Source organism: Pseudomonas sp. NPDC078416, assembly GCF_050268485.1.
Classification (GTDB): domain Bacteria; phylum Pseudomonadota; class Gammaproteobacteria; order Pseudomonadales; family Pseudomonadaceae; genus Aquipseudomonas.
In genome coordinates this window covers 36,146-56,022 of record NZ_JBNNGV010000022.1, presented here as the reverse complement: position 1 = coordinate 56,022, position 19,877 = coordinate 36,146, and the positions used below count along the sequence as shown (strand labels likewise).

Annotated in this window: 22 protein-coding genes and 1 pseudogene; 10 read left to right on the top strand and 13 right to left on the bottom strand. The window is 60.9% G+C overall.

Translation table 11 applies throughout. The features are described 5' to 3' along the window. Positions 1 to 471: 471 nt before the first annotated feature. On the top strand, positions 472 to 750 hold the full coding sequence (locus tag ACQKEN_RS18415; RefSeq protein ID WP_037009057.1) for a DUF3509 domain-containing protein: 279 nt from the start codon (positions 472 to 474) through the stop codon (positions 748 to 750). A gap of 187 nt (positions 751 to 937) precedes the next feature. Here ACQKEN_RS18415 and ACQKEN_RS18410 read toward each other — a convergent pair whose 3' ends face one another. The 6 genes from ACQKEN_RS18410 to aroC all read right to left on the bottom strand — a co-directional run bounded on the left by ACQKEN_RS18410 (position 938) and on the right by aroC (position 6,209). Then, a complete protein-coding gene (locus ACQKEN_RS18410) occupies positions 938 to 1,654 on the bottom strand; it encodes a helix-turn-helix transcriptional regulator (protein ID WP_133776625.1) in 717 nt (238 codons plus the stop codon). Positions 1,655 to 1,975: 321 nt separating this feature from the next. After that, on the bottom strand, positions 1,976 to 2,659 hold the full coding sequence (gene mtnC, locus ACQKEN_RS18405) for an acireductone synthase (protein ID WP_427687688.1): 684 nt from the start codon (positions 2,657 to 2,659) through the stop codon (positions 1,976 to 1,978). 6 nt (positions 2,660 to 2,665) lie between these two features. Further along, the gene (locus tag ACQKEN_RS18400) at positions 2,666 to 3,211 is read right to left on the bottom strand and encodes a 1,2-dihydroxy-3-keto-5-methylthiopentene dioxygenase (protein WP_427687686.1); all 546 of its coding nucleotides are present in this window, start codon (positions 3,209 to 3,211) and stop codon (positions 2,666 to 2,668) included. 109 nt (positions 3,212 to 3,320) lie between these two features. Beyond that, positions 3,321 to 3,935 (bottom strand): methylthioribulose 1-phosphate dehydratase, encoded by a 615-nt coding sequence (locus ACQKEN_RS18395; protein WP_427687684.1) that lies wholly within the window; start codon positions 3,933 to 3,935, stop codon positions 3,321 to 3,323. After that, complete coding sequence (locus tag ACQKEN_RS18390; protein ID WP_427687682.1) at positions 3,932 to 5,080, bottom strand: MFS transporter; 1,149 nt, start codon at positions 5,078 to 5,080, stop codon at positions 3,932 to 3,934. Before ACQKEN_RS18390 ends, ACQKEN_RS18395 begins: the two co-directional genes overlap by 4 nt. A 37-nt stretch (positions 5,081 to 5,117) precedes the next feature. Further along, positions 5,118 to 6,209: a chorismate synthase gene (gene aroC, locus ACQKEN_RS18385; RefSeq protein WP_427687680.1), complete on the bottom strand. Its 1,092-nt coding sequence runs from the start codon at positions 6,207 to 6,209 to the stop codon at positions 5,118 to 5,120. Between the two features lie 127 nt (positions 6,210 to 6,336). On the opposite strand from aroC, the gene ACQKEN_RS18380 reads away from it, so the two are divergent. Next, the gene (locus ACQKEN_RS18380; protein ID WP_265386405.1) at positions 6,337 to 7,332 is read left to right on the top strand and encodes an alpha/beta hydrolase; all 996 of its coding nucleotides are present in this window, start codon (positions 6,337 to 6,339) and stop codon (positions 7,330 to 7,332) included. Positions 7,333 to 7,460: 128 nt separating this feature from the next. Beyond that, positions 7,461 to 8,261 carry a hypothetical protein gene (locus ACQKEN_RS18375; protein WP_427687677.1) on the top strand — a complete coding sequence of 267 codons (801 nt, stop codon included), beginning with the start codon at positions 7,461 to 7,463 and terminating at the stop codon, positions 8,259 to 8,261. A gap of 142 nt (positions 8,262 to 8,403) precedes the next feature. On the opposite strand, the gene prmB is transcribed toward ACQKEN_RS18375, so the two are convergent. Further along, positions 8,404 to 9,312 (bottom strand): 50S ribosomal protein L3 N(5)-glutamine methyltransferase, encoded by a 909-nt coding sequence (prmB, locus tag ACQKEN_RS18370; protein ID WP_427687675.1) that lies wholly within the window; start codon positions 9,310 to 9,312, stop codon positions 8,404 to 8,406. Between the two features lie 257 nt (positions 9,313 to 9,569). Between prmB and ACQKEN_RS18365 the strand changes: the two genes are divergently transcribed. The 3 genes from ACQKEN_RS18365 to ACQKEN_RS18355 all read left to right on the top strand — a co-directional run bounded on the left by ACQKEN_RS18365 (position 9,570) and on the right by ACQKEN_RS18355 (position 11,413). Then, positions 9,570 to 10,193: a cysteine hydrolase family protein gene (locus ACQKEN_RS18365; RefSeq protein ID WP_265386408.1), complete on the top strand. Its 624-nt coding sequence runs from the start codon at positions 9,570 to 9,572 to the stop codon at positions 10,191 to 10,193. Between the two features lie 232 nt (positions 10,194 to 10,425). Continuing rightward, complete coding sequence (locus ACQKEN_RS18360; protein WP_427687673.1) at positions 10,426 to 10,746, top strand: hypothetical protein; 321 nt, start codon at positions 10,426 to 10,428, stop codon at positions 10,744 to 10,746. 106 nt (positions 10,747 to 10,852) lie between these two features. Then, positions 10,853 to 11,413, top strand: coding sequence for a Smr/MutS family protein (locus ACQKEN_RS18355; RefSeq protein WP_065989376.1), 561 nt, complete (start codon positions 10,853 to 10,855; stop codon positions 11,411 to 11,413). 203 nt (positions 11,414 to 11,616) lie between these two features. Here ACQKEN_RS18355 and ACQKEN_RS18350 read toward each other — a convergent pair whose 3' ends face one another. Then, positions 11,617 to 11,799, bottom strand: coding sequence for a hypothetical protein (locus tag ACQKEN_RS18350; protein ID WP_427687671.1), 183 nt, complete (start codon positions 11,797 to 11,799; stop codon positions 11,617 to 11,619). A gap of 631 nt (positions 11,800 to 12,430) precedes the next feature. Between ACQKEN_RS18350 and folE the strand changes: the two genes are divergently transcribed. Next, positions 12,431 to 12,976, top strand: coding sequence for a GTP cyclohydrolase I FolE (gene folE, locus ACQKEN_RS18345; protein WP_065989346.1), 546 nt, complete (start codon positions 12,431 to 12,433; stop codon positions 12,974 to 12,976). 79 nt (positions 12,977 to 13,055) lie between these two features. Next, positions 13,056 to 13,421: a glutathione S-transferase N-terminal domain-containing protein gene (locus ACQKEN_RS18340; protein WP_427687669.1), complete on the top strand. Its 366-nt coding sequence runs from the start codon at positions 13,056 to 13,058 to the stop codon at positions 13,419 to 13,421. Positions 13,422 to 14,266: 845 nt separating this feature from the next. Here the strand turns inward: ACQKEN_RS18340 and ACQKEN_RS18335 are convergent. The 3 genes from ACQKEN_RS18335 to ACQKEN_RS18325 are packed head-to-tail and all read right to left on the bottom strand — an operon-like array spanning position 14,267 to position 16,516. Continuing rightward, positions 14,267 to 14,653, bottom strand: coding sequence for a lysozyme inhibitor LprI family protein (locus tag ACQKEN_RS18335; RefSeq protein ID WP_427687667.1), 387 nt, complete (start codon positions 14,651 to 14,653; stop codon positions 14,267 to 14,269). Between the two features lie 33 nt (positions 14,654 to 14,686). Further along, on the bottom strand, positions 14,687 to 15,289 hold the full coding sequence (locus ACQKEN_RS18330) for a glutathione S-transferase family protein (protein WP_427687665.1): 603 nt from the start codon (positions 15,287 to 15,289) through the stop codon (positions 14,687 to 14,689). Between the two features lie 60 nt (positions 15,290 to 15,349). After that, complete coding sequence (locus ACQKEN_RS18325) at positions 15,350 to 16,516, bottom strand: PLP-dependent aminotransferase family protein (RefSeq protein WP_427687663.1); 1,167 nt, start codon at positions 16,514 to 16,516, stop codon at positions 15,350 to 15,352. Between the two features lie 81 nt (positions 16,517 to 16,597). Here ACQKEN_RS18325 and ACQKEN_RS18320 point away from each other — a divergent pair, with 81 nt between their 5' ends. Both ACQKEN_RS18320 and ACQKEN_RS18315 read left to right on the top strand, forming a co-directional pair. Further along, complete coding sequence (locus ACQKEN_RS18320) at positions 16,598 to 17,041, top strand: MarR family transcriptional regulator (protein ID WP_427687661.1); 444 nt, start codon at positions 16,598 to 16,600, stop codon at positions 17,039 to 17,041. Between the two features lie 127 nt (positions 17,042 to 17,168). Further along, positions 17,169 to 18,356, top strand: a complete 1,188-nt coding sequence (locus ACQKEN_RS18315; protein WP_427687659.1) for a benzoate/H(+) symporter BenE family transporter — start codon at positions 17,169 to 17,171, stop codon at positions 18,354 to 18,356. 299 nt (positions 18,357 to 18,655) lie between these two features. On the opposite strand, the gene ACQKEN_RS18310 is transcribed toward ACQKEN_RS18315, so the two are convergent. Then, positions 18,656 to 19,360, bottom strand: a complete 705-nt coding sequence (locus ACQKEN_RS18310) for a methyl-accepting chemotaxis protein (protein WP_427687731.1) — start codon at positions 19,358 to 19,360, stop codon at positions 18,656 to 18,658. Positions 19,361 to 19,564: 204 nt separating this feature from the next. Next, a pseudogene (locus ACQKEN_RS18305) lies at positions 19,565 to 19,711 on the bottom strand (HAMP domain-containing protein); the annotation flags it as partial. Positions 19,712 to 19,877: the final 166 nt, after the last annotated feature.

Sequence of the window (19,877 nt, the reverse complement as noted above, 5' to 3'; positions counted from 1 at the left end):
AAAGGATGCGGCGATCCATGGGCCAGGCAATCTATGAGCCGAGGATAACGCGTGTAGTTCCACTGATGACGGCATCACTCATGGCGCACGGCAAATGGCGCCGCCGCAGATGAGGCCAACCATGCCAGCTTCAGGTACAGGCGCCAAACCATCGGTTTCAATGAGCCCGATAGGGTTGGCTCACGGCTGGCCGATAAAATTTCGCAACAACGGGAAATAAATCAGGGATACCGCTGTCTCAGTAATGTCATGCAACGCGTGGCCCCCTCCCTGATTCACCCCTCTCTCACTCCCCACTCCGGTAAATTGCAGGATGCACGAGAGGCATTCATGCAAATTGCACGAGAGAGTATTTCTCAGAAATCTATAAACCCTTGATTTTGTTGGTTTTTATTTAAGATCAAAAGCTGGCACAGTCACTGCACTAGTCATTCCAAGCTTGTTATCCCATGAGCAATGGAGCCTCTAGACATGACTTTTATCCAAGAAAAATTCGCATCCGTATTTTCCGATTTCGAAGTCACCACCCAGCCGCGTCCGGACGGTGGCGTTCTGTTGACTCTGCGCAACGATGAAGGCACTAACATCCGCCGCTGCGTGTCTTACGCTCAATTGCACACTCCAGTGCAGCTGGAATGGGTGATCAGCGCGATTCGTCGTGATCTGGCCGCACAAGCCAGCGAGCTGCCCGCGATCTCGATGTTGCAAAGCCAGCACCGGTTTGATTTGCCTACTTATCACACCCGATAAGTAGCCGGCCGGAACGTAACGTTCCGGCAGCAGCACGTTTCACTCTCATCGAAGCATCCCTTGTATATTCCCGCGATAGTCGATGCTATCGCGGTTTTTTTTGGGCTGCTTTCCGAGGCACTTACGTCAGGCGCTGACACCCACTGCAGGTCTTTCTGTCAGAGCTCGTCTACGGGTCAGGGCTGGTCTACTGAATGATCCCTCGACACAACGCCTCACCCACCGCCTGCGCACGGTTGGTCACCCCAAGCTTGGCGTAGATGCTCTTGAAGTGATGCTTGACGGTCGCCTCCGAGACTTCCTTTATCAGCCCGATCTCCCACGCCGTCTTGCCTTCCCGCGCCCACTTGAGAATTTCGAGTTCCTTGGGCGACAGCGCCCGCGTCTGCAGTTGACGCCCCTTTCCCGCCACGTGAAGCATCGGCACCAGACTCGTCAGCAGGTAACGATCGTTGTGGGTCAGCGGCCGCTCCATGCCATTGAGCGTGCAGATGGTGATGACACCCTGATTGGCCCGCGTCTGGCTGCTGTACCCATAGGAAAAAGCCGGTAGCAGGTCACAATCCTCCACCGCTGCCATGTAGGCGGGTGATGGCGGATAGGTCTTGAAGGCCTCCTCCCAATTCAGAAAGCCCATGGTGTGGCGGTAGCAGCGGATGACCGGGTCTTCGATCATCAGGCGTCCCTGGCAATAAAGATCCTTCCAGTAGCTGTCGACGTTTGACGTAATGCAACTGAGCAGCACGCCGTTTCGGTACTGATAAAGCATGGCCCGTTCGCTGCGGCATTCAGCTCTAAGCCAGTCAAGTGCGTTGGCGATGGCTGCATCGCCATCCTGTTCAGTGATGCTGCTGACCATTTGTTGTATCAACGGACTCAGCGTCCCTGTCTGCGCGTTTTTCATGTTCCCTCCCGTTTAAAACCATCAAATGCGCGGCCCTGATACCCATTGGTTTTTTTATGCATGGCAGCTGAAAACGGCGTCAGGTGCTGTCGTCAACACGACCGCACGAGGCGCATTCAAAAGCTGTCAGGGTCCGACAGGCGAAGGGTTACACAGTCGAGGAGGGTTAAACACAGCGTCGAAAACAAACAGGCATGCCTGACCGAGAAACAAGCAACTTCCCACAAACGAACAAAAACCAACTTACATTTTTCCGCATTTGGATACAAAAACGGCCAATGTCAGAGACATCGGCCGTCGGTTTTCAGCACGCCTGGATCGTCAGAAAGCGCTGGGGTCGATCGCCGTAAAGCTTCTGACGTTGACGTGCCCCTCCAGTGCTCCGCCATCGCGCGCCAGTGCGCAGGTGGCCATGCCGGCCCGTTGCGCCGCATCGAGTTCTTCGACGATATCGGACAGGAACAGAATCGCCTCCGCCGGCTGCCCGATGCGCGACGCAATCGATCGATAGGACGCCTCCTCGCGCTTGGGCCCGGAGGTGGTGTCGAAGTAGCCGCTGAACAGCCCGGACAGATCGCCCGCCTCGGAGCAACCAAAGATCAGCTTCTGCGCCTGAATCGAGCCCGAGGAATAGACATAAAGCGCGTAACCCGCCTGATGCCAGATTTTGAGCGCTTCAACGGCATCCGGGTAGACATGCCCCTTGAGCTGCCCGGCCTGATAACCCTGCTGCCAGACCATGCCTTGCAAGGCTTTCAGCGGCGTGGCTTTGCGGTCTTCGGCGATCCATTGCAAGAGGATCTCGATCACGCGATCGACACTCGCGTCAGGTTCGGCGCTGTCGTTGCGCACGGTCTGCAACTGCGCGGCAACATCGGGTTCGCCGGCATGCCCGCGAACGAACTCGGGCAGATGCTTTTTGGCGTAAGGAAAGAGCACGTCGAAGACGAAGCTCACCGCGCTGGTGGTGCCTTCGATGTCGGTCAGGATCGCTTTGATGGTCATGATTAATCAGTCTTCCAGACGCGGGAACTGGCTGGCGATGCTCTCGCCGGTGAACTTGGCGACCCAGCCATCCGGGTTATTGAACAGGCGAATGGCGACGAAATGCGGATGTTCGCCCATGTCGAACCAGTGTCGGGTGCCGGCCGGAACGGAGATCAGGTCGTTTTTCTCGCAGAGCACGGCGTAGACGAAATCGTCGATGTGCAGGGTAAACAGGCCGCGGCCGGCGACAAAGAAACGCACTTCATCCTCGCCATGCTGATGCTCCTCAAGGAACTTGGCGCGCAGCTCGGCCTTCTGCGGGTGATCGCTATTCAGGCTGATCACATCGACGGTGACGTAACCGCGCTCGGTCATCAGCGTGTCGATCTGGGTGCGGTAGGCCGCGATGACCTCCTCCTGACTGGCGCCGGGGGTGATCGGCGTTGCCGCCTGCCAGCGGTCGAACGCCACGCCGTGCTCGGCCAGGGTCGAGGCAATGTCTTCCAGGTGCGTCAGGACCTTGTTGGGCAGCTCGGGGGATGACACGTGATAAACGGACAGACTGCTCATTTCGGGGCTTCCTCGGTTCGGTCCGCGTCTGTCGGCTCTGGGGCCGGTCCGACGCGTTGATTCAGGCAGTGGGAACGCTGGAGTGCATGATCGTTGCGTAGATCAGGGATCAGCGGTTGAGCACGGACAGCGTCTTGAGCTCGCATTCGAACAAGAATTCGAAGGCTTCGATCTGGCGCAAGGCATCGCTCATCTTCGCGCCCCAGGTGTACAAACCATGACCGCGAATCAGGTAACCGGCGCAGTCAGGGTGTTGATCCAGCCAGGGCTGAACCTTCCCCGCGAGCCGGGCGATGTCCTGATCGTTGTCGAAAATCGGCACCACCACTGCTGATTCATGGGTGGAAACGCCACTAAAGGCCTTTTGCAGCTCGTAGTCCTCGAACACCAGATGATCACCGGCCGTGAGCCGGGACAGCACGGTGGCGTTGACCGAATGGGTGTGCAGCACCGCACCCACCGCCGGCTTGCAGCTATAAAGCTGGGTGTGCAGCAGGGTTTCAGCCGACGGCTTTTTGCCGGGCTCCAGGCTGTTGCCGGCAAGGTCGGTGGCCAGCACGTCGTCCATGCCCAACTGACCCTTGTGCTTGCCGGAGACGGTCAGCAACGCTTCGGTCGGCGACAGGCGTACGGAATAATTGCTGCTGGTGGCGGGCGACCAGCCCCGGGCGTACAGAAACTGCCCCGCTTCGATGATTTCCCGAGCCAGTGCTTCGCGACTCATACGCGCTCCTCTTTCATACATGTGGCGGTCAGAACAGCAGCGGCCACGGCCGCCAGACTCGCAATGGCAAAGGTCCAGCTGGCGCCCAGCGCGTTCCAGCTGTACCCGGAATACAAAGCGCCCATCGCCCCGCCGGTGCCGGAAAGGGCGGCGTACAACGCCTGACCCTGACCTTGCTGGCGCGGCCCGAAGCTGCGTTGCACGAAATGCACGGCCGAGGCATGAAAACTGCCGAACGTGGCCGCGTGCATCAGTTGGGCGACGATCAGAATGGCCAGATGATCGGCCAGATTACCCAGCAAAAGCCAGCGCAATGCGGCGATCACGAAGCTGGTGATCAGCACCTGACGGACACTGAACCGCTGAAGCACACGGCTCATCACCATGAACATCAACACTTCAGCAATCACCCCCAGCGCCCACAGCAGGCCAATGATGCCGCGGGTGTAACCCAGGTGTTCCAGGTGCAGCGTGAGAAAGGTGTTATACGGCCCGTGGCTCAGCTGTATCAGGGCGACGCTGATGTAAAACGCCATTACGCCCGGCCTGATCAGTTGCCTGAGAAACCCTTCGCCCGCAACCCGCACGCTCGAGACCACCGGCTGGGCATTCGGTACCCACCAACTGCTCGCGACAATGCCGATCAGAATGACCAGCAGCAGTTGCGGGTAGTAATCCAGGCTGAACCACTCCAGCATCCGGCCGAGCACGACCACCGAAAGGATGAAGCCGATCGATCCCCACAGCCGGATCTGGCTGTAGCGTGAAGTCTGGCCTTGCAAATGCGTCAGCGTGATGACTTCGAATTGCGGCAGCACGGCGTGCCAGAAAAACGCATAGAGGGCCATGACCATCGCCAGCCAGGCGTAGGACGTGTCAACGAGAATCAGGCTGAAACAGGCCAGTCCGCAGAGGGCGCCGAAGCGCACGATGGTCAGACGTCGGCCGCTGTAATCGCCGAGCCAGCCCCACACGTTGGGCGCGACGCAACGCATCAGCATCGGGATCGCCACCAGCTCGCCGATGCGCGCGGCGGAAAACCCCAGATGGCTGAAGTAGAGCGCCATATAGGGCGCCGTGGCCCCAAGCAGGGCGAAATAGAAAAGGTAGAAGCTGGCGAGCCGCCAGTAAGGAAGCGCCGCCACGCTCAGATGACCGCGGCGGCGACGCGCGGCTCAGGCATTACAGCTGACCCAGAATCGGCGTCGTGACGCGCACGTCAGCGTTTTGCCCGCGATGGCGCAGCAAGTGGTCGACCAGCACGATGGCCATCATCGCTTCGGCGATAGGCGTGGCGCGGATGCCCACGCACGGGTCGTGGCGGCCCTTGGTGATGACCTCAACGGAGTTGCCATTGACGTCGATCGAATGCCCCGGCGTGGTGATGCTGGAAGTCGCCTTGAGCGCCAGGTGCGCAACGATTGGCTGGCCGGACGATATCCCGCCGAGGATGCCGCCGGCGTTGTTCGACAGAAAACCTTCGGGGCTCATCTCATCGCGGTGCTCGGTGCCGCGTTGGGCAACGCAGGCAAAGCCGGCGCCAATCTCGACGCCTTTGACCGCGTTGATGCTCATCAGCGCGTGGGCGAGTTCAGCATCGAGACGGTCGAAAATCGGCTCGCCCAGGCCCGGCATCACGCCTTCGGCCACGACCGTGATCTTCGCGCCCACAGAATCCTGATCCCGACGCAGCTGATCCATGTACGCTTCCAGCTCTGGTACCTTGCTCGGGTCGGGGCTGAAGAACGCGTTGTCTTCCACCGAATCCCAGGTCTTGAACGGGATTTCGATCGGCCCGAGCTGACTCATGTAGCCGCGAACGGTAATGCCCTGGGTGGCGAGAAACTTCTTGGCGATGGCCCCGGCGGCGACGCGCATGGCGGTCTCCCGCGCAGAGCTGCGACCGCCGCCACGGTAATCGCGGATGCCGTATTTATGGTGGTAGGTGTAATCGGCGTGGGCGGGGCGGAACAGGTCCTTGATCGCCGAATAGTCCTTCGACTTCTGATCGGTGTTGCGGATCAGCAGGCCAATGGACGCGCCGGTGGTCTTGCCTTCGAAGACGCCAGACAGGATCTCGACCTCGTCGGGCTCCTGACGCTGGGTGGTGTGACGGCTGGTCCCGGGCTTGCGGCGGTCGAGGTCACGCTGCAGGTCTTCCAGCGACAACTCGATGCCCGGCGGGCAGCCGTCAACGATGGCAACCAGTGCCGGACCGTGGCTTTCGCCGGCAGTGGTGACAGTGAACAGCTTGCCGTAGGTATTGCCGGACATGCGGGAGGCTCCGAAGACGTTCAAAAACTCAAGCGCGCCAGTATACGCAGGCTTATGGCGCAGTTCATCCTCGAACCTTATTCATTTGCCCGCGTCCAATTGACACTTTATTGATGATGGTCCTGCAATGCTAAGCGCCTTACCCCTGATTCGCGGCTTCTGGCCGCTGCGAGCGATCATCTTGAGCCTGACCCTGCTGTCATCCATCGCCCACGCCGGAACGCCCGTCGTGCTGCAGCGCCCCATCAGCCTGGACACCGGCACCGGCGAGCTGTTCGGCACGCTGCTGCTGCCCAAATCGGCGAAACCCGTGCCGGTGGTGTTGATCATCGCGGGCTCGGGGCCGACCGACCGTGACGGCAATAACTCCGACGGCGGACGCAACGACAGCATGAAGCGTCTGGCCCTGATCCTCGCCAAGCACCACATCGCCAGCGTGCGTTACGACAAACGCGGCGTTGCCGCCAGTCGCCCTGCCACCCCGGACGAGCGCGATCTGAGCATCGAGAAGTACGTCGACGATGCGGTCGCCTGGGCGGCCAAGCTCAAAACCGACTCGCGCCTGGGCCCTCTGATTCTGATGGGCCACAGTGAAGGCGCGCTGGTCGCCACCCTGGCGGCAGAACGTGCGGGCGCCGTGGCGTTGATCTCCGTAGCCGGTACCGGTCGGCCGGTGGATCAAGTGGTCCGCGAGCAACTGCAGGATCGCCTCCCTCCTCCACTGCTGGCGCGCAGTGAGCAACTGATCGAGGAGATCAAGGCCGGCAAGACTGACAATGATGTGCCCGAGCCCCTTCAGGTGGTGTTTCGCCCAAGCGTGCAGCCTTACCTGATTTCCCTGTTCCGGCAGAACCCGACGGCGGCGTTCGGGCAGCTGAAAATCCCGACGCTGATCATTCAGGGGCGCAACGACATGCAAGTGGGCGTGGGCGACGCCGAGCTGCTGCACAAGGCCAAACCCGACTCGCAACTGGCGATCATCGACGGCATGAACCACGTGCTGCGCATCGTGCCGATGGACATCAAGCGGCAGTTGGCGTCCTACAAGGATCCCCAGTTGCCGTTGGCCAGCGAAGTGACCGATCGCATTCTGAAATTTCTCGACTCGGTACCGGCCGCCTGAGGCCGGTGCTTTTCGACGCGCGAGTCGACGCACGATCCTTTAGCTTCGTCAGAAACGGCCGATAGCTGTCTGCTGGCATCGTGTGCCGGTGCCATGTGCCGGGCAATGTCGATAACAGGATCGCCGTGATGACAGAAGCAACCATGCAAACCGACGCGGTCGAGCCGACCGATGCCAAAGAAGGCGAAGTCGCCGCGCCTGTCTTGTGGGAAGAAGTGCACGCCGAGCATTTTTCCATGCTGCGTCTGGCGCCCCTGCCCACCGACCGCGCGACCGGCGCCCGCCCGCTGCGCTTCGTCGAGTTCGGCAAGGCCGAGCGCCACAACAAAGAATTCAGCCTGCTGCGCATGAGCTATCAGCTGCCGGGGCAGAAGACCCGCAAAGAACAGAATTGTCTGGATATCTGGGTCGATCACGCCAATCGCAGCGTTCGCGTGGGCCCGGCGTCAGGCCTGCAGATCGAGCCATGGAACCGCGGCCTGGGGCGTTTCATGCTGGCTCAGGGCATCACCTGGGCGCAGAAACGTTGCGCCGAGTACAAAATCGAAGGCGTTGCCCTGGCCAACAAGGATGCGCTCAACGAGGACACACGTCTGCGTCGTGATCACTTCCTCAAGACCCAGGGTTTCGAAGTCGTCTACGCCGATGCGCAGCACCTCAAAGGCACCATCAAGGACGCCAAGGTCGGCAACCTCAATAACACCTGGAACGCCGACAAAATCCAGATCGTGCAGATCCTCGACGCCGCGCAGATGCTGCAACAGGCTGAACAGAGGATTCAGGAACAGGACGTCACGATCAAGAAAACCGAGGACAAGGTCAGCAAATACCGCCGGGACGACGCTGGCCTGCGCTTCACCATCGCCTGCCTAGTCACGTTTGCCGTGTTCCAGGCCGGCCTGCTGATCTGGATCGCGACGCATCGGTGAACCCGCTTCAAGCCAGGCCAATGTGTTCGCCATCAGATGTGCGGTATGACGACCGACGCCTTCCCGGCTAACGCCGGTCCCACTGTTTGCATGCGGTCAGTAGGACCGGCTTTAGCCGTGAAGAGGCCCGCCGATTGCCTGACTACACCCGCGCCGCGAACAGGTCTTGATGATTGCGGCACTGCTCGGCTGTCAGCATGAACACGCCGTGGCCGCCACGTTCGAATTCCAGCCAGGCAAAATCCACTTCCGGGTACAGCGCTTCGACGTGAACCTTGCTGTTGCCGACTTCCACGATCAACAAGCCCTTGTCGTTCAAATGGTCCGCAGCCTGGGCCAGCATGCGCCGCACCAGATTCAAGCCATCGTCACCGCAGGCCAGCGCCAGCTCGGGTTCGTGCTGGTATTCATCGGGCATGTCGGCGAAATCTTCGGCATCGACGTACGGCGGGTTGGACACGATCAGGTCAAAGCGCTGACCCGGCAGCCCGTCGAAACCATCGCCCTGCACGGTGTACACGCGCTGATCCACGCCATGGCGCTCGATGTTCTGATTCGCCACTTCCAGCGCCTCGAACGACAGATCGGCCAACACCACTTCCGCGTTCTGGAACACGTCGGCGCAGGCGATGCCAATGCAGCCGGAGCCGGTGCAGAGGTCGAGAATGCGGGCCGGATCACTGGCCAGCCAGGGTGCGAACCGCTGCTCGATCAGTTCGCCGATGGGCGAGCGCGGAATCAGCACGCGCTCGTCGACGATGAATGACATCCCGCAGAACCACGCTTCGCCCAGCAGGTAAGCCGTGGGCACGCGCTCCTCGATGCGTCGCTTGATCAGGTGTTGAACCGCAACCAGCTCTTCTTCTTCAAGGTTGCAGTCCAGGTAACTGTCGGCAATTTCCCACGGCAGGTGCAGGGCGCCGAGCACCAACTGACGAGCTTCGTCCCACGCGTTGTCGGTGCCATGACCGAAAAACAGGTCTTCCCCATGGAAACGGCTGACAGCCCAACGGATATGATCGCGCAGGGTGCGCAGGCGGGAAGTGATCACGGCAGACTCCTTGAAAAAACGACGGGCGATTCTATCAGCCATCCACGCAACAAACGATCCCGCACCCGGCGCGGTGGCCAGGCGCAAAACTTTCCGCAGTCTTTACCTCGTTTTGCAGGCACTATGACAGCAACCGCGACCTGCTCGACGGCATGATGCCCGGCGGAAAAAAGCGAGGTCTGTGAGCATGGCGATTCACAGAATCGCTCTGCCAGTGGACAATGTGGCAAAAGCCCCACTCCAAGGAGCCCTCCCCGATGTCTGTTTCAAACACTGGTCCGAAGACCATGTTTCAACTCAGTGGCCGCGAATACGCGGCGGCCACCTTGAGTAATGCCACCCTGATCATCATCGATGCGCAGAAGGAATACCTCAGCGGCCCCCTCGCCTTGACCGGCGTTCAGGACGCCATCAATAACATCGTCAAACTGGTCGCCGCCGCGCGCGCCGCGAAGTCGCCGATCATTCACGTGCGCCATCTGGGCACCGTGGGCGGCATGTTCGATCCTCAAGGCGAACGTGGGCAATTCGTGCCTGAACTGCAGCCGCAGGATGACGAGATCATCATCGAAAAACGCCTGCCGAACGCGCTGAACGGAACCGTCTCCACCGACGACCGCACCACCTTGCACAGCCTGCTGGAAAGCCGTGGCCGGCTGGATCTGGTGGTGTGCGGTTTCATGAGCCATTCCAGCGTCAGCACCACCGTGCGCGCGGCCAAGGATTACGGGTTTCGCTGCACGCTGGTTGAAGACGCCTGTGCCACCCGCGACCTGCCGACCCCGAGCGGCGTCATCAAGGCCGAGCTGGTACAGCAGGCGGAGATGGCAATCATGAACGACAACTTCGCCAAGCTGGCGCTGACCAAAGACCTGATCTGATTCCTCCCTCGACAGGAGCTGTTGTGACCGAGCTGACTGCGCATGCCCCTTGCGCGGATCATTTTCCGGCAGTTCCTGTAGAAAAGGCGTACAAATGCAGTCGTCAGGCAGGGTCACCTGTTCACCTGACCGCCTATCCGTTATCGACCCATGATGCCCCTGAAACCTGGCCAGGCGGGAACCACCCCACCCTGTGCAGGTCAGAGCGCCGATACCCATAGAGGAAATCGGAATGAAAATATCCGATGGTTTTGATGCCCGTCGCCTGCGCCCCAAAGGCCAGGGCAGCTGGCGGATGCGCATTATTGCTGCGATTTCGGCCCTTCTGGCCACCGCTGGCGTGCTGCTGGCCATGGCCGGCGTCGCCAGTTTGATCGGTAACCCCGTCGCGCTGGGCGAACTCAACGCCAGTCCGGCGGGCGCCGTGGTGACGGTAATTGTCGGTTTGCTGATGCTGTATGTCGGCATCTGGTTCTGGCGCCGCAGTCGTCGCCGTCGCCGTCGTGCCGGCGAACTCAACATGTCTCCCCATCTGATGAAGAAGCACGACTGACCCTCGCGTCATCCGCTGCCGTTTAATCATCGAGAGCTCTAATCATCGATAGTCGCGCCGATTCTGGCGTGACGTGGTTAAACTGGCCCCCTTCGCGGAGACCACCATGCAAGACGACGATTTTTCCCTGTTCAGAAGTGAGATTCGCGGCGTAAAGCCCATCAAGACTGAACATGCGGATGTAGGAAAACCCAAAACCGACCGTAAGAACCTGGCCAAATTGCGTCAGGCGGCCACCGTGCGCTCCGATGCGACCATTACCGTTGATGGTTTGTCAGACCAGTTCGTGATCGATGTCGGCCCTGAAGACACGCTTTACTGGGCCCGGGACGGGGTGCAGGAAGGCCAGATGCGCAAGCTCAAGCTTGGGCAGATCAGCTTCGAAGGCAGCCTGGACCTGCATGGCATGAGCGTCGAAATGGCGCGCGAGACGATGTGGGAGTTCCTGGCCGAGGCAGCAAAACTCGAAGTGCGCTGCGTGCGCATCACCCACGGCAAGGCGGTGCGGCTGGATGGCAAGCGGCCGATGATCAAGAGCCACGTCAATACGTGGTTGCGTCAACATCAGCAGGTGTTGGGATTTGCGTCGTGCATCGCCAAGCATGGCGGCGCAGGTGCGGTGTACGTGATCCTGAAGCGGACCATGATGGAAGGCCGTGACGAGTAAGGCGAGGCCTTGCCTCTTGTGAACAGGTTGCCGTCGTGGCTTGCCTGAGCGAAATACCCTGTAGGAGCCGGCTTGCTGGCGAACGCGGTGAGTCAGAAACCTAAATATCGACTGACCCAATGCATTCGCCAGCAAGCCGGCTCCTACGGGTTACGCAGCGCTCGCTCGATCAACTGTCCAGCCAATTGTTGAGCGCCTGCAAATCAACGCGGACCTGGACCGCCGCCGCCACCGCCGCCACCCGGGCCGCCGCCTTCATAGTGACCACCGCCGCCGCCTCCGTGACCGCCGTGGCCTCCCCCGCCCGGGCCCCAGAATGGCCAGCATCCGGACATGGCCGACATCACCGCGATGACCATCGCGACTTTCACTATACGACTCAACATTTCGATTTCTCTCTCAAAGCGGGCTTGATCACAGGTATTCATCACCTGCTGCTTCTGACAGCACGGGCCTGTGAATCCGCGTCGTGGTTTGGTACCGATCAGGTATCGAGCCTGATACGAAACAGCCACCCAACAAAAAGGCCGCGAGGGATAGGCTTCCCGTCGCGGCCTGTGCTTCATGGGTCAAACGATCAGTAAAAATCAGCGGCGGTAGTAACCCGGTCCAGGTCCAGGGCCGTAACCGCCCCGTCCGCCATCGTATGGGCCACCGTCGTAATAACGGTGTTCATGCCAGCCACCGCCGTGGCGGCCCCAACCCGGTCCGAAAAAACACCCCGAAACCGACGACGCCAGGGCAATCACCAGTGCGATTTTCGCGATTCGGCTAAGCATCATAAGCACTCTCTTCATCCGGGCATCTGTCACCCGTTACTTCAGACATCACGCCGACACATTCCGACATATCCCCTCGGTAAAGGTTGGGTAAAGGTCAGCTGACACTGGCATGGCGGCGCCATGCCGCAGGCGTCTCGGCCGCCTGCCGTACCCCTGCGCGTCCAGCTACGCTACTATGTGCGCCTTTGCAGGCCCGCAACCCTGCGTTTTTTGAACCCACACGGAACACACCCCTGTGACTCTGGAACAGAACTACACCGCCATCCTCGGTCAACTCGGCGAAGACGTCTCCCGCGAAGGCCTGCGCGACACCCCGAAACGCGCAGCCAAAGCCATGCAGTACCTTTGCCGCGGCTATGAGCAAACCCTCGAAGAAGTCACCAACGGTGCGCTGTTCAGCTCCGACAACAGCGAAATGGTGGTGGTCAAGGACATCGAGTTGTACTCGCTGTGCGAACACCATCTGTTGCCCTTCATCGGCAAGGCCCACGTCGCCTATATCCCGAGCGGCAAAGTGCTGGGCCTGTCGAAGGTCGCACGCATCGTCGACATGTACGCCCGTCGCCTGCAGATCCAGGAAAACCTCAGCCGCCAGATCGCCGAAGCCATACAGCAGGTCACCGGCGCGCTGGGTGTGGCTGTGGTCATCGAAGCCAAGCACATGTGCATGATGATGCGCGGCGTCGAGAAACAGAATTCGTCGATGATCACCTCGGTGATGCTGGGTGAATTCCGCGAAAACGCCGCGACCCGCACCGAGTTTCTCAGCCTGATCAAATGATCCCGGCGTCCTGAAGGCCGTGGCATCAGGCTGCGGCTGTCTGGCGGTTCGTGCCGCCGAGTGAGGTTTTAGCGTGTTGATGAAAGCAGTGAGAGTCGGTCTCGGCCAGCTCGTGATTGCCGGCGATTTCCTGACCCGGCCGAGCAAGAAGAAGCGTTCTCCCGAAGCCCAGGCTGCCGTCGAGGCGTCGGCGAAAGCGCTGACGCTGTATCAGTTCCACGCCTGCCCGTTCTGCGTAAAAACCCGCCGGGCAATGCGCCGTCTGAACGTGCCCGTGGCCCTTCGCGACGCGAAGAACAACGAGCCCGATCGTCAGGCGCTGCTCAGCGGCGGCGGCCGGATCAAGGTGCCTTGCCTGCGGATCGAGGAAGAAGGCCAGACGGTGTGGATGTACGAATCGAAGGTGATCGTTGATTACCTGGAGAAGCGATTCTCGGCGGTCTGATGCAGTCCACTCACGGGAGTGGAGGTCAACTCACGCTGTCGGCCATTCCGCAAAACCTGTAGGAGTGAGCTTGCTCGCGAAACCTATCAGCCGCGACATTCACGCGCCTGACCCACCGCATTCGCCAGCAAGCCGGCTCCCACAGAATACGCGTACGCAGAAGATCCGGATATCATCGAGAACGAATGCGCACACGCTGCAGGCCTCAGGTATTGCCGGGATTTACCTGTAGGAGCCGGCTTGCTGGCGAACCCGCTCTACAGGTCAACACTGGCATCGCTGACCCACCGCATTCGCGCGCAAGCGCGCTCCCACAGAATACGTGTACGCCGAAGATTCCGGATATCGTCGAGAACGACTGCTCACACGCTGCAGGCCTCAGGTATTGCCGGTATTTACCTGTAGGAGCCGGCTTGCTGGCGAACCCGTTCTACCGGTCACCATTGGCATCGCTGACCCACCGTATTCGCGGGCAAGCGCGCTCCCACAGAATACGTGTACGCCGAAGATTCCGGATATCGTCGAAAACGATTGCGCACACGCTGCAGGCCTCAGGTATTGCCGGGATTTACCTGTAGGAGCCGGCTTGCTGGCGAACCCGCTCTACCGGTCACCATTGGCATCGCTGACCCACCGTATTCGCGGGCAAGCGCGCTCCCACAGAATACGCGTACGCCGAAGATTCCGGATATCGTCGAAAACGATTGCGCACACGCTGCAGGCCTCAGGTATTGCCGGGATTTACCTGTAGGAGCCGGCTTGCTGGCGAACCCGGTCTACCGGTCACCATTGGCATCGCTGACCCACCGTATCCGCGGGCAAGCGCTCCCACAGAGGGCTTGCCTTTACTTCGGGCAGCCTTCCTGGCGACAGGCCGTGTACGCCTTCAACTGCTCAACCCGCACTTTGGTCTGCGCTGACAAGCATTGCGCCTGAACCAGCGGCCACATGCTCCCGCCCTCCTCCCGCTTGCCGGCCTGATACTGGCAATCGGCATCCCGAAAAGCGATCCACTTCTTCTGGGCATCCTGCAGGGCTTTCTTGCGCGCCGGCGTCTTCAGGTAGCCCATCTGCGCGTTGTATTGGGTGTTCAATTCGGCGTCCAGCGCCTTGTATTCCTGGCTCGCGCACTGGTTCATCGACGCCTGATTGGCGTCGCAGTCCTGAGCCTGGGCCGAGCAGCCGATGCCCAGCGCCATCAGCATGCCGACCGCGATCATCCTGTACTGCATGTCTCATCTCCTTTTAGTGAACAACGCCAATCGTCAATCCAGCATGCCGACGTAACCCGGTTGCTGCTTGACCCGTGCGAGCCAGGCTTGAATCGCCGGGAACTGCGCCAGGTCGAAGCCGCCCTGATCGGCCACGTGGGTGTAGGCGTACAGCGCGATGTCGGCGATGGAGAAGCTGTCGCCCACCAGAAACGGCGTGCGCAGCAACTGCTGCTCCATGACTTTCAGCGCCTTATTCCCGCGACGGTGCAGCGAGTGGTATTCCTCCATCCGCTCCTCCGGCAGCCCCAGATAAAACTGAATGAAGCGCGCCACCGCCAGGGTCGGCTCATGGCTGTACTGCTCGAAGAACTGCCATTGCAGCATTTGCGTGCGCAGGCGCGGTTCGGTCAGCAGATAAGGGGTGCCTTCGGCGAGAAAGTTGAGAATCGCGTTGGACTCCCACAGGCAGGTGCCGTCTTCGAGCTCAAGGACGGGAATCTTGCCGTTCGGGTTCTTCGCCAGGAACGCCTCGGTTTCGGTCTCGCCCTTGAGGATGTCCACCGGTATCCACTCGTATTCCGCGCCGAGCAGGTTGAGCATCAGCTTGATCTTGTAGCAGTTGCCCGAGTCGTAATCGCCGTAAACCTTGTACATCAGCCCTCTCCCCTCAATCGTGTGCCGTCAATCGTGCCGGTCGTGCGTGTGCGTAATGTATCAGGCCGCCTGTGAAAGCTGTGTTTGCCGAATGACGTCGGCCAGTCGCTTCAAACCTTCATCCAGCCGCTCAGGGTCGATGTGGCTGAAGTTCAGCCGCAGGTAACCCGGGTTGGCGTCCGGATCGGCAAAGAACGGCTCGCCCGGCATGAACGCCACATTCTGCGCCAGCGCGCTGTCGAGCAATGTGCGGGTGTCGAGCTTGTGCTTGAGGGTCAGCCAGAAAAACAGGCCGCCTTGGGGGCTGTTCCATTCGGCCAGATCAGCGAAGTGCCGCTGCAGCGCGGCTTCAAACGCATCGCGGCGGGTGCGATAGAAGCTGCGCAGTTCCAGCAGATGCTGCTCGTAGTGCTCACTGCCGATCCACTGCAACGCCTGCCATTGGCCGACCCGATTGGTGTGCAGATCCGCCGACTGCTTGAGCTTGAGCAAATGCGGAAACAGGTCCGGCGTGGCGATCAGGTAGCCGACGCGCAAGCCCGGCATCAGGGTTTTCGACACCGTGCCGGTGTAGATCCAGCTGGCTTTTTTCAGGCGGCTGACGATGGGTCGGGCGCTGCCGCCGTCGAATGTCAGCTCGCGGTACGGCTCGTCTTCAATCAGGGTGACGCCGAATTCATCGAGCAACGCCGCCACCGCATCCCGCGCGGTTTCGCTGTAACGCACCGCCGACGGGTTCTGGAAGGTGGGAATCAGGTACGCGAACGACGGCGAGTGCTGCTCCAGTCGCTGACGCAACGCATCGAGGTCCGGCCCGTCGGCGAGCAGCGGCACGGTCAGGCAGTCGGCGCCGAACAGCTGAAAGATTTGCAGCGCCGCCAGATAGGTCGGCGCTTCGAGGAGGATCTCGGTGCCCTTGTCGATGTACAGCTTGGCGGCCAGATCCAGCGTCTGCTGGGAACCGCTGACGATCATCACCTGACTCGCGTCGCAGTCGATGCCCAACGCCCGCGCCTGGGCGGCCAGCGCCTCACGCAGTTGCGGCTCGCCTTCGCTCATGCCGTACTGGCCGATGCTGCGCGGCATGTCAGACCATTCACTGTTCGGCAACATGGCCTCGGCCGGCAATCCGCCCGCGAACGACATCATCTCCGGGCGCTGGGCGGCGGCGAGGATTTCGCGAATCAGTGAACTCTTCAAACGGGTAACGCGTTCGGAAAATGGCATCGGATCACCGCTGGCGGAAAGAAAGGGGAATACGTCAAACTGGTTGACCGAAATTACGATGCCGCGCACGGATACGTCAATATGCTTGACCTTAAAAATTCATCCACCCAGCAAATTGCCATGGAAGCGTTTTTCTTCGGCTACCAGGCCTTCACCGCCAAAGCCGATGAAATGCTCGACCGCCGTGGCCTGAGTCGGGTGCACCAGCGCATCGTGTTTTTCATCGCCCGTTATCCGGGCCTGAGCGTCAAGGAACTGCTCGGCAAGCTGGGGGTGAGCAAGCAGGCCCTGAACACGCCGCTGCGCCAATTAGTCGAGATGGAGCTGGTGCTCAGCCTCGCGCCCGAGGACGACAAACGTAAGCGCCTGCTGGAGCTGACCGCCGAGGGACGCAAATTTGAAGAGTCGCTGCGGCGCGAGCAGGTCAAGCTGCTGCAACGGGTGTTCGCCGAAGCCGGGCGCGAAGCGGTGGATGGCTGGATGGCGGTGAATCAGGCGCTGGGCAACACGATGACCCGCGCCTGACCCACCGGGTTGAAAGCTGCGGCCGAAACTGTGCCGACCATTGCGCCGATGGCTGTATTGCAACGGGGCATGACCACTGCGTATAGGCTGCAGCTTTGTTCAACCGCTGCGCCAAGGATAGACCCGCATGACTGACGTGCCCCTCGCGCCACTGCGACCGCTGACCGACTCTTCGCCCTCCGCCATCGTCGCCGGCTTCATCGCCATGATGACCGGCGTCACCAGTTCGCTGGTGCTGATGTTTCAGGCCGGCCAGGCCGCCGGGCTGACCTCGGCGCAGATTTCCTCGTGGATCTGGGCACTGTTCATGGGCATGGCGGTGTGCAGCATCGGCCTGTCGCTGCGCTATCGCTCGCCCATCACCGTGGCGTGGTCGACGCCGGGCGCGGCGTTGCTGATCACCAGCCTGGGCGGCGTCGCCTACCCCGAAGCCATCGGCGCATTCATTACCTGCGCGGTATTGGTGATCATTTGCGGGGTCACCGGCAGCTTCGAACGGCTGGTCAAGCGCTTGCCCACTTCACTGGCGGCGGCACTGCTGGCGGGCATTCTGTTCAAGATCGGCAGCGAGATCTTCGTCGCCGCGCAACACCGCACGGGCCTGGTGCTGGGCATGTTTTTCACCTACCTGATCGTCAAACGCTATTCACCGCGCTACGCCGTGCTGGTCACCCTGCTGGTCGGTGTCGCGCTGTCGGGCATGCTCGGCCTGCTGAACTTCAGCGGCTTCGCCCTGGAAGTGGCGATGCCGGTGTGGACCACGCCATCGTTCTCCATCGCGGCGACCGTCAGCATCGGCATTCCGCTGTTCGTCGTCGCCATGACCTCGCAGAACATGCCGGGCGTTGCGGTGTTGCGCGCAGACGGTTATCAGGTCCCCGCCTCGCCCCTGATCACGGCCACCGGCATCATCTCGCTGATCACTGCGCCGTTTGGCGCCCACGGCATCAACCTCGCGGCCATCAGTGCCGCCATCTGCACCGGCCCCCACGCCCACGAAGACCGCGACAAGCGCTACACGGCGGCGATCTGGTGCGGGATTTTCTACGCCATCGCGGGGGTGTTCGGCGCGACGCTGGCGGCATTGTTCGCCGCGTTTCCCCGGGAACTGGTGTTGTCGATTGCCGCCCTGGCACTGTTTGGTTCGATCATCAACGGCCTGACCGTGGCCATGAACGAGCCGAAGGAACGCGAAGCCGCGCTGATCACCTTCATGGTCACTGCGTCGGGGCTGACGCTGTTCTCCATCGGTTCGGCGTTCTGGGGGATTGTTGCGGGTGTTTTGACGCTGGTGATTCTCAACTACCGCAAATGAACGCTCGCGGCATGCCACTCATCTGTAGGAGCGCGCTTGCCCGCGAACGCGATCTGCCTGCTGCATCAATGTCGGCTGACTCACCGCAATCGCAGGCATCCCACTCATCTGTAGGAGCGCGCTTGCCCGCGAACGCGATCTGCCTGCTGCATTAATGTCGGCTGACTCACCGCAATCGCGGGCAAGCCACCCTTCTGTAGGAGCGCGCTTGCCCGCGAACGCGATCTGCCTGCTGCATGAATGTCGGCTGACTCACCGCAATCGCGGGCATCCCACTCATCTGTCTACCAAGCCTGAAGTTACAATTTGAAATGCCCCACCATGCCTTTCAATTCCATGCCCAGCGACGCCAGCTCGATGCTCGACGCCGCGTTGCCCTGCATCGCCAGCGCGGATTGATCGGCACTGGCCCGGATGCTGGTGACGCTGCGGTTGATCTCTTCCGCCACCGAACTCTGCTCTTCCGCCGCAGCGGCAATCTGCTGGTTCATCTGCTGAATCATCGACACCGCAGCGGCAATGCTGCCCAGCGCGCTCTCGGTCTGCAGCGCATCGCTCACCGCCAGTTTGACCAACTCGCCGCTGCTCTGAATCTGCGCCACTGACGCCTGGGCACCGCTTTGCAGACGGGTGACCAGCCGCTCGATTTCTTCCGTGGACTGTTGCGTGCGCTTGGCCAGCGCGCGGACCTCATCGGCCACCACCGCAAACCCTCTGCCCTGCTCCCCCGCCCGCGCCGCTTCGATGGCGGCGTTCAGTGCCAGCAGGTTGGTCTGCTCGGCGACGCTTTTGATCACGCCGAGCACTGTGCCGATGTTCTGGATTTCCGCGCTGAGGTTCTCGATCGAATCGCTGGCGGAACGGGACGACGACGCCAACTGCTCGATCCGCTGCATGCTCTGGCGCACCACGGCCTGGCCCGAATCGACCTTGGTGTCGGCAGTCTGTGCGGCGAGCGCGGCTTCTTCCGCATTACGTGCGACGTCGTGAACGGTGGCGGTCATCTGGTTCATCGCCGTTGCCACCTGCTCGGTTTCTTCCTTCTGGCTGCTGACTTCCAGATTGGTCTGCTCGGTCACGGCCGACAGAGAATGGGCGGACGTCGCCAACTGCTCGATGCCCGCCTGCAACCCGCTGACGATGGAGCTCAAGCCGGCGCCCATTTGCTGCATCGCTTGCATCAACTGACCGATTTCGTCCTTGCGGGTGACATTCACGGTGCGGCTCAGGTCGCCCGCCGCAATGCGCTGGGCCGTGGCAATCACGCTGCGCAGCGGCGCAACGATCAGGCGCGTAATCAGCAACGCCGCGATCAGCCCGACCACCAGCGCCAGCACGGAAGACCCGATGATCATCATCGAGTTGGCCTGCAACTCGCTCTGCATCGACTGGCCTTCAGCGTCATAGGCCTGATTCACCTGCTGCACCACGGTTTTCGCGTTGCTCGCCAGTTGTTGCGAGACCTTCGCTTCCGACTCCAGCAGCCCGGTGTATTCGTTGAGCTTGTCGCTGAAGTTGCTG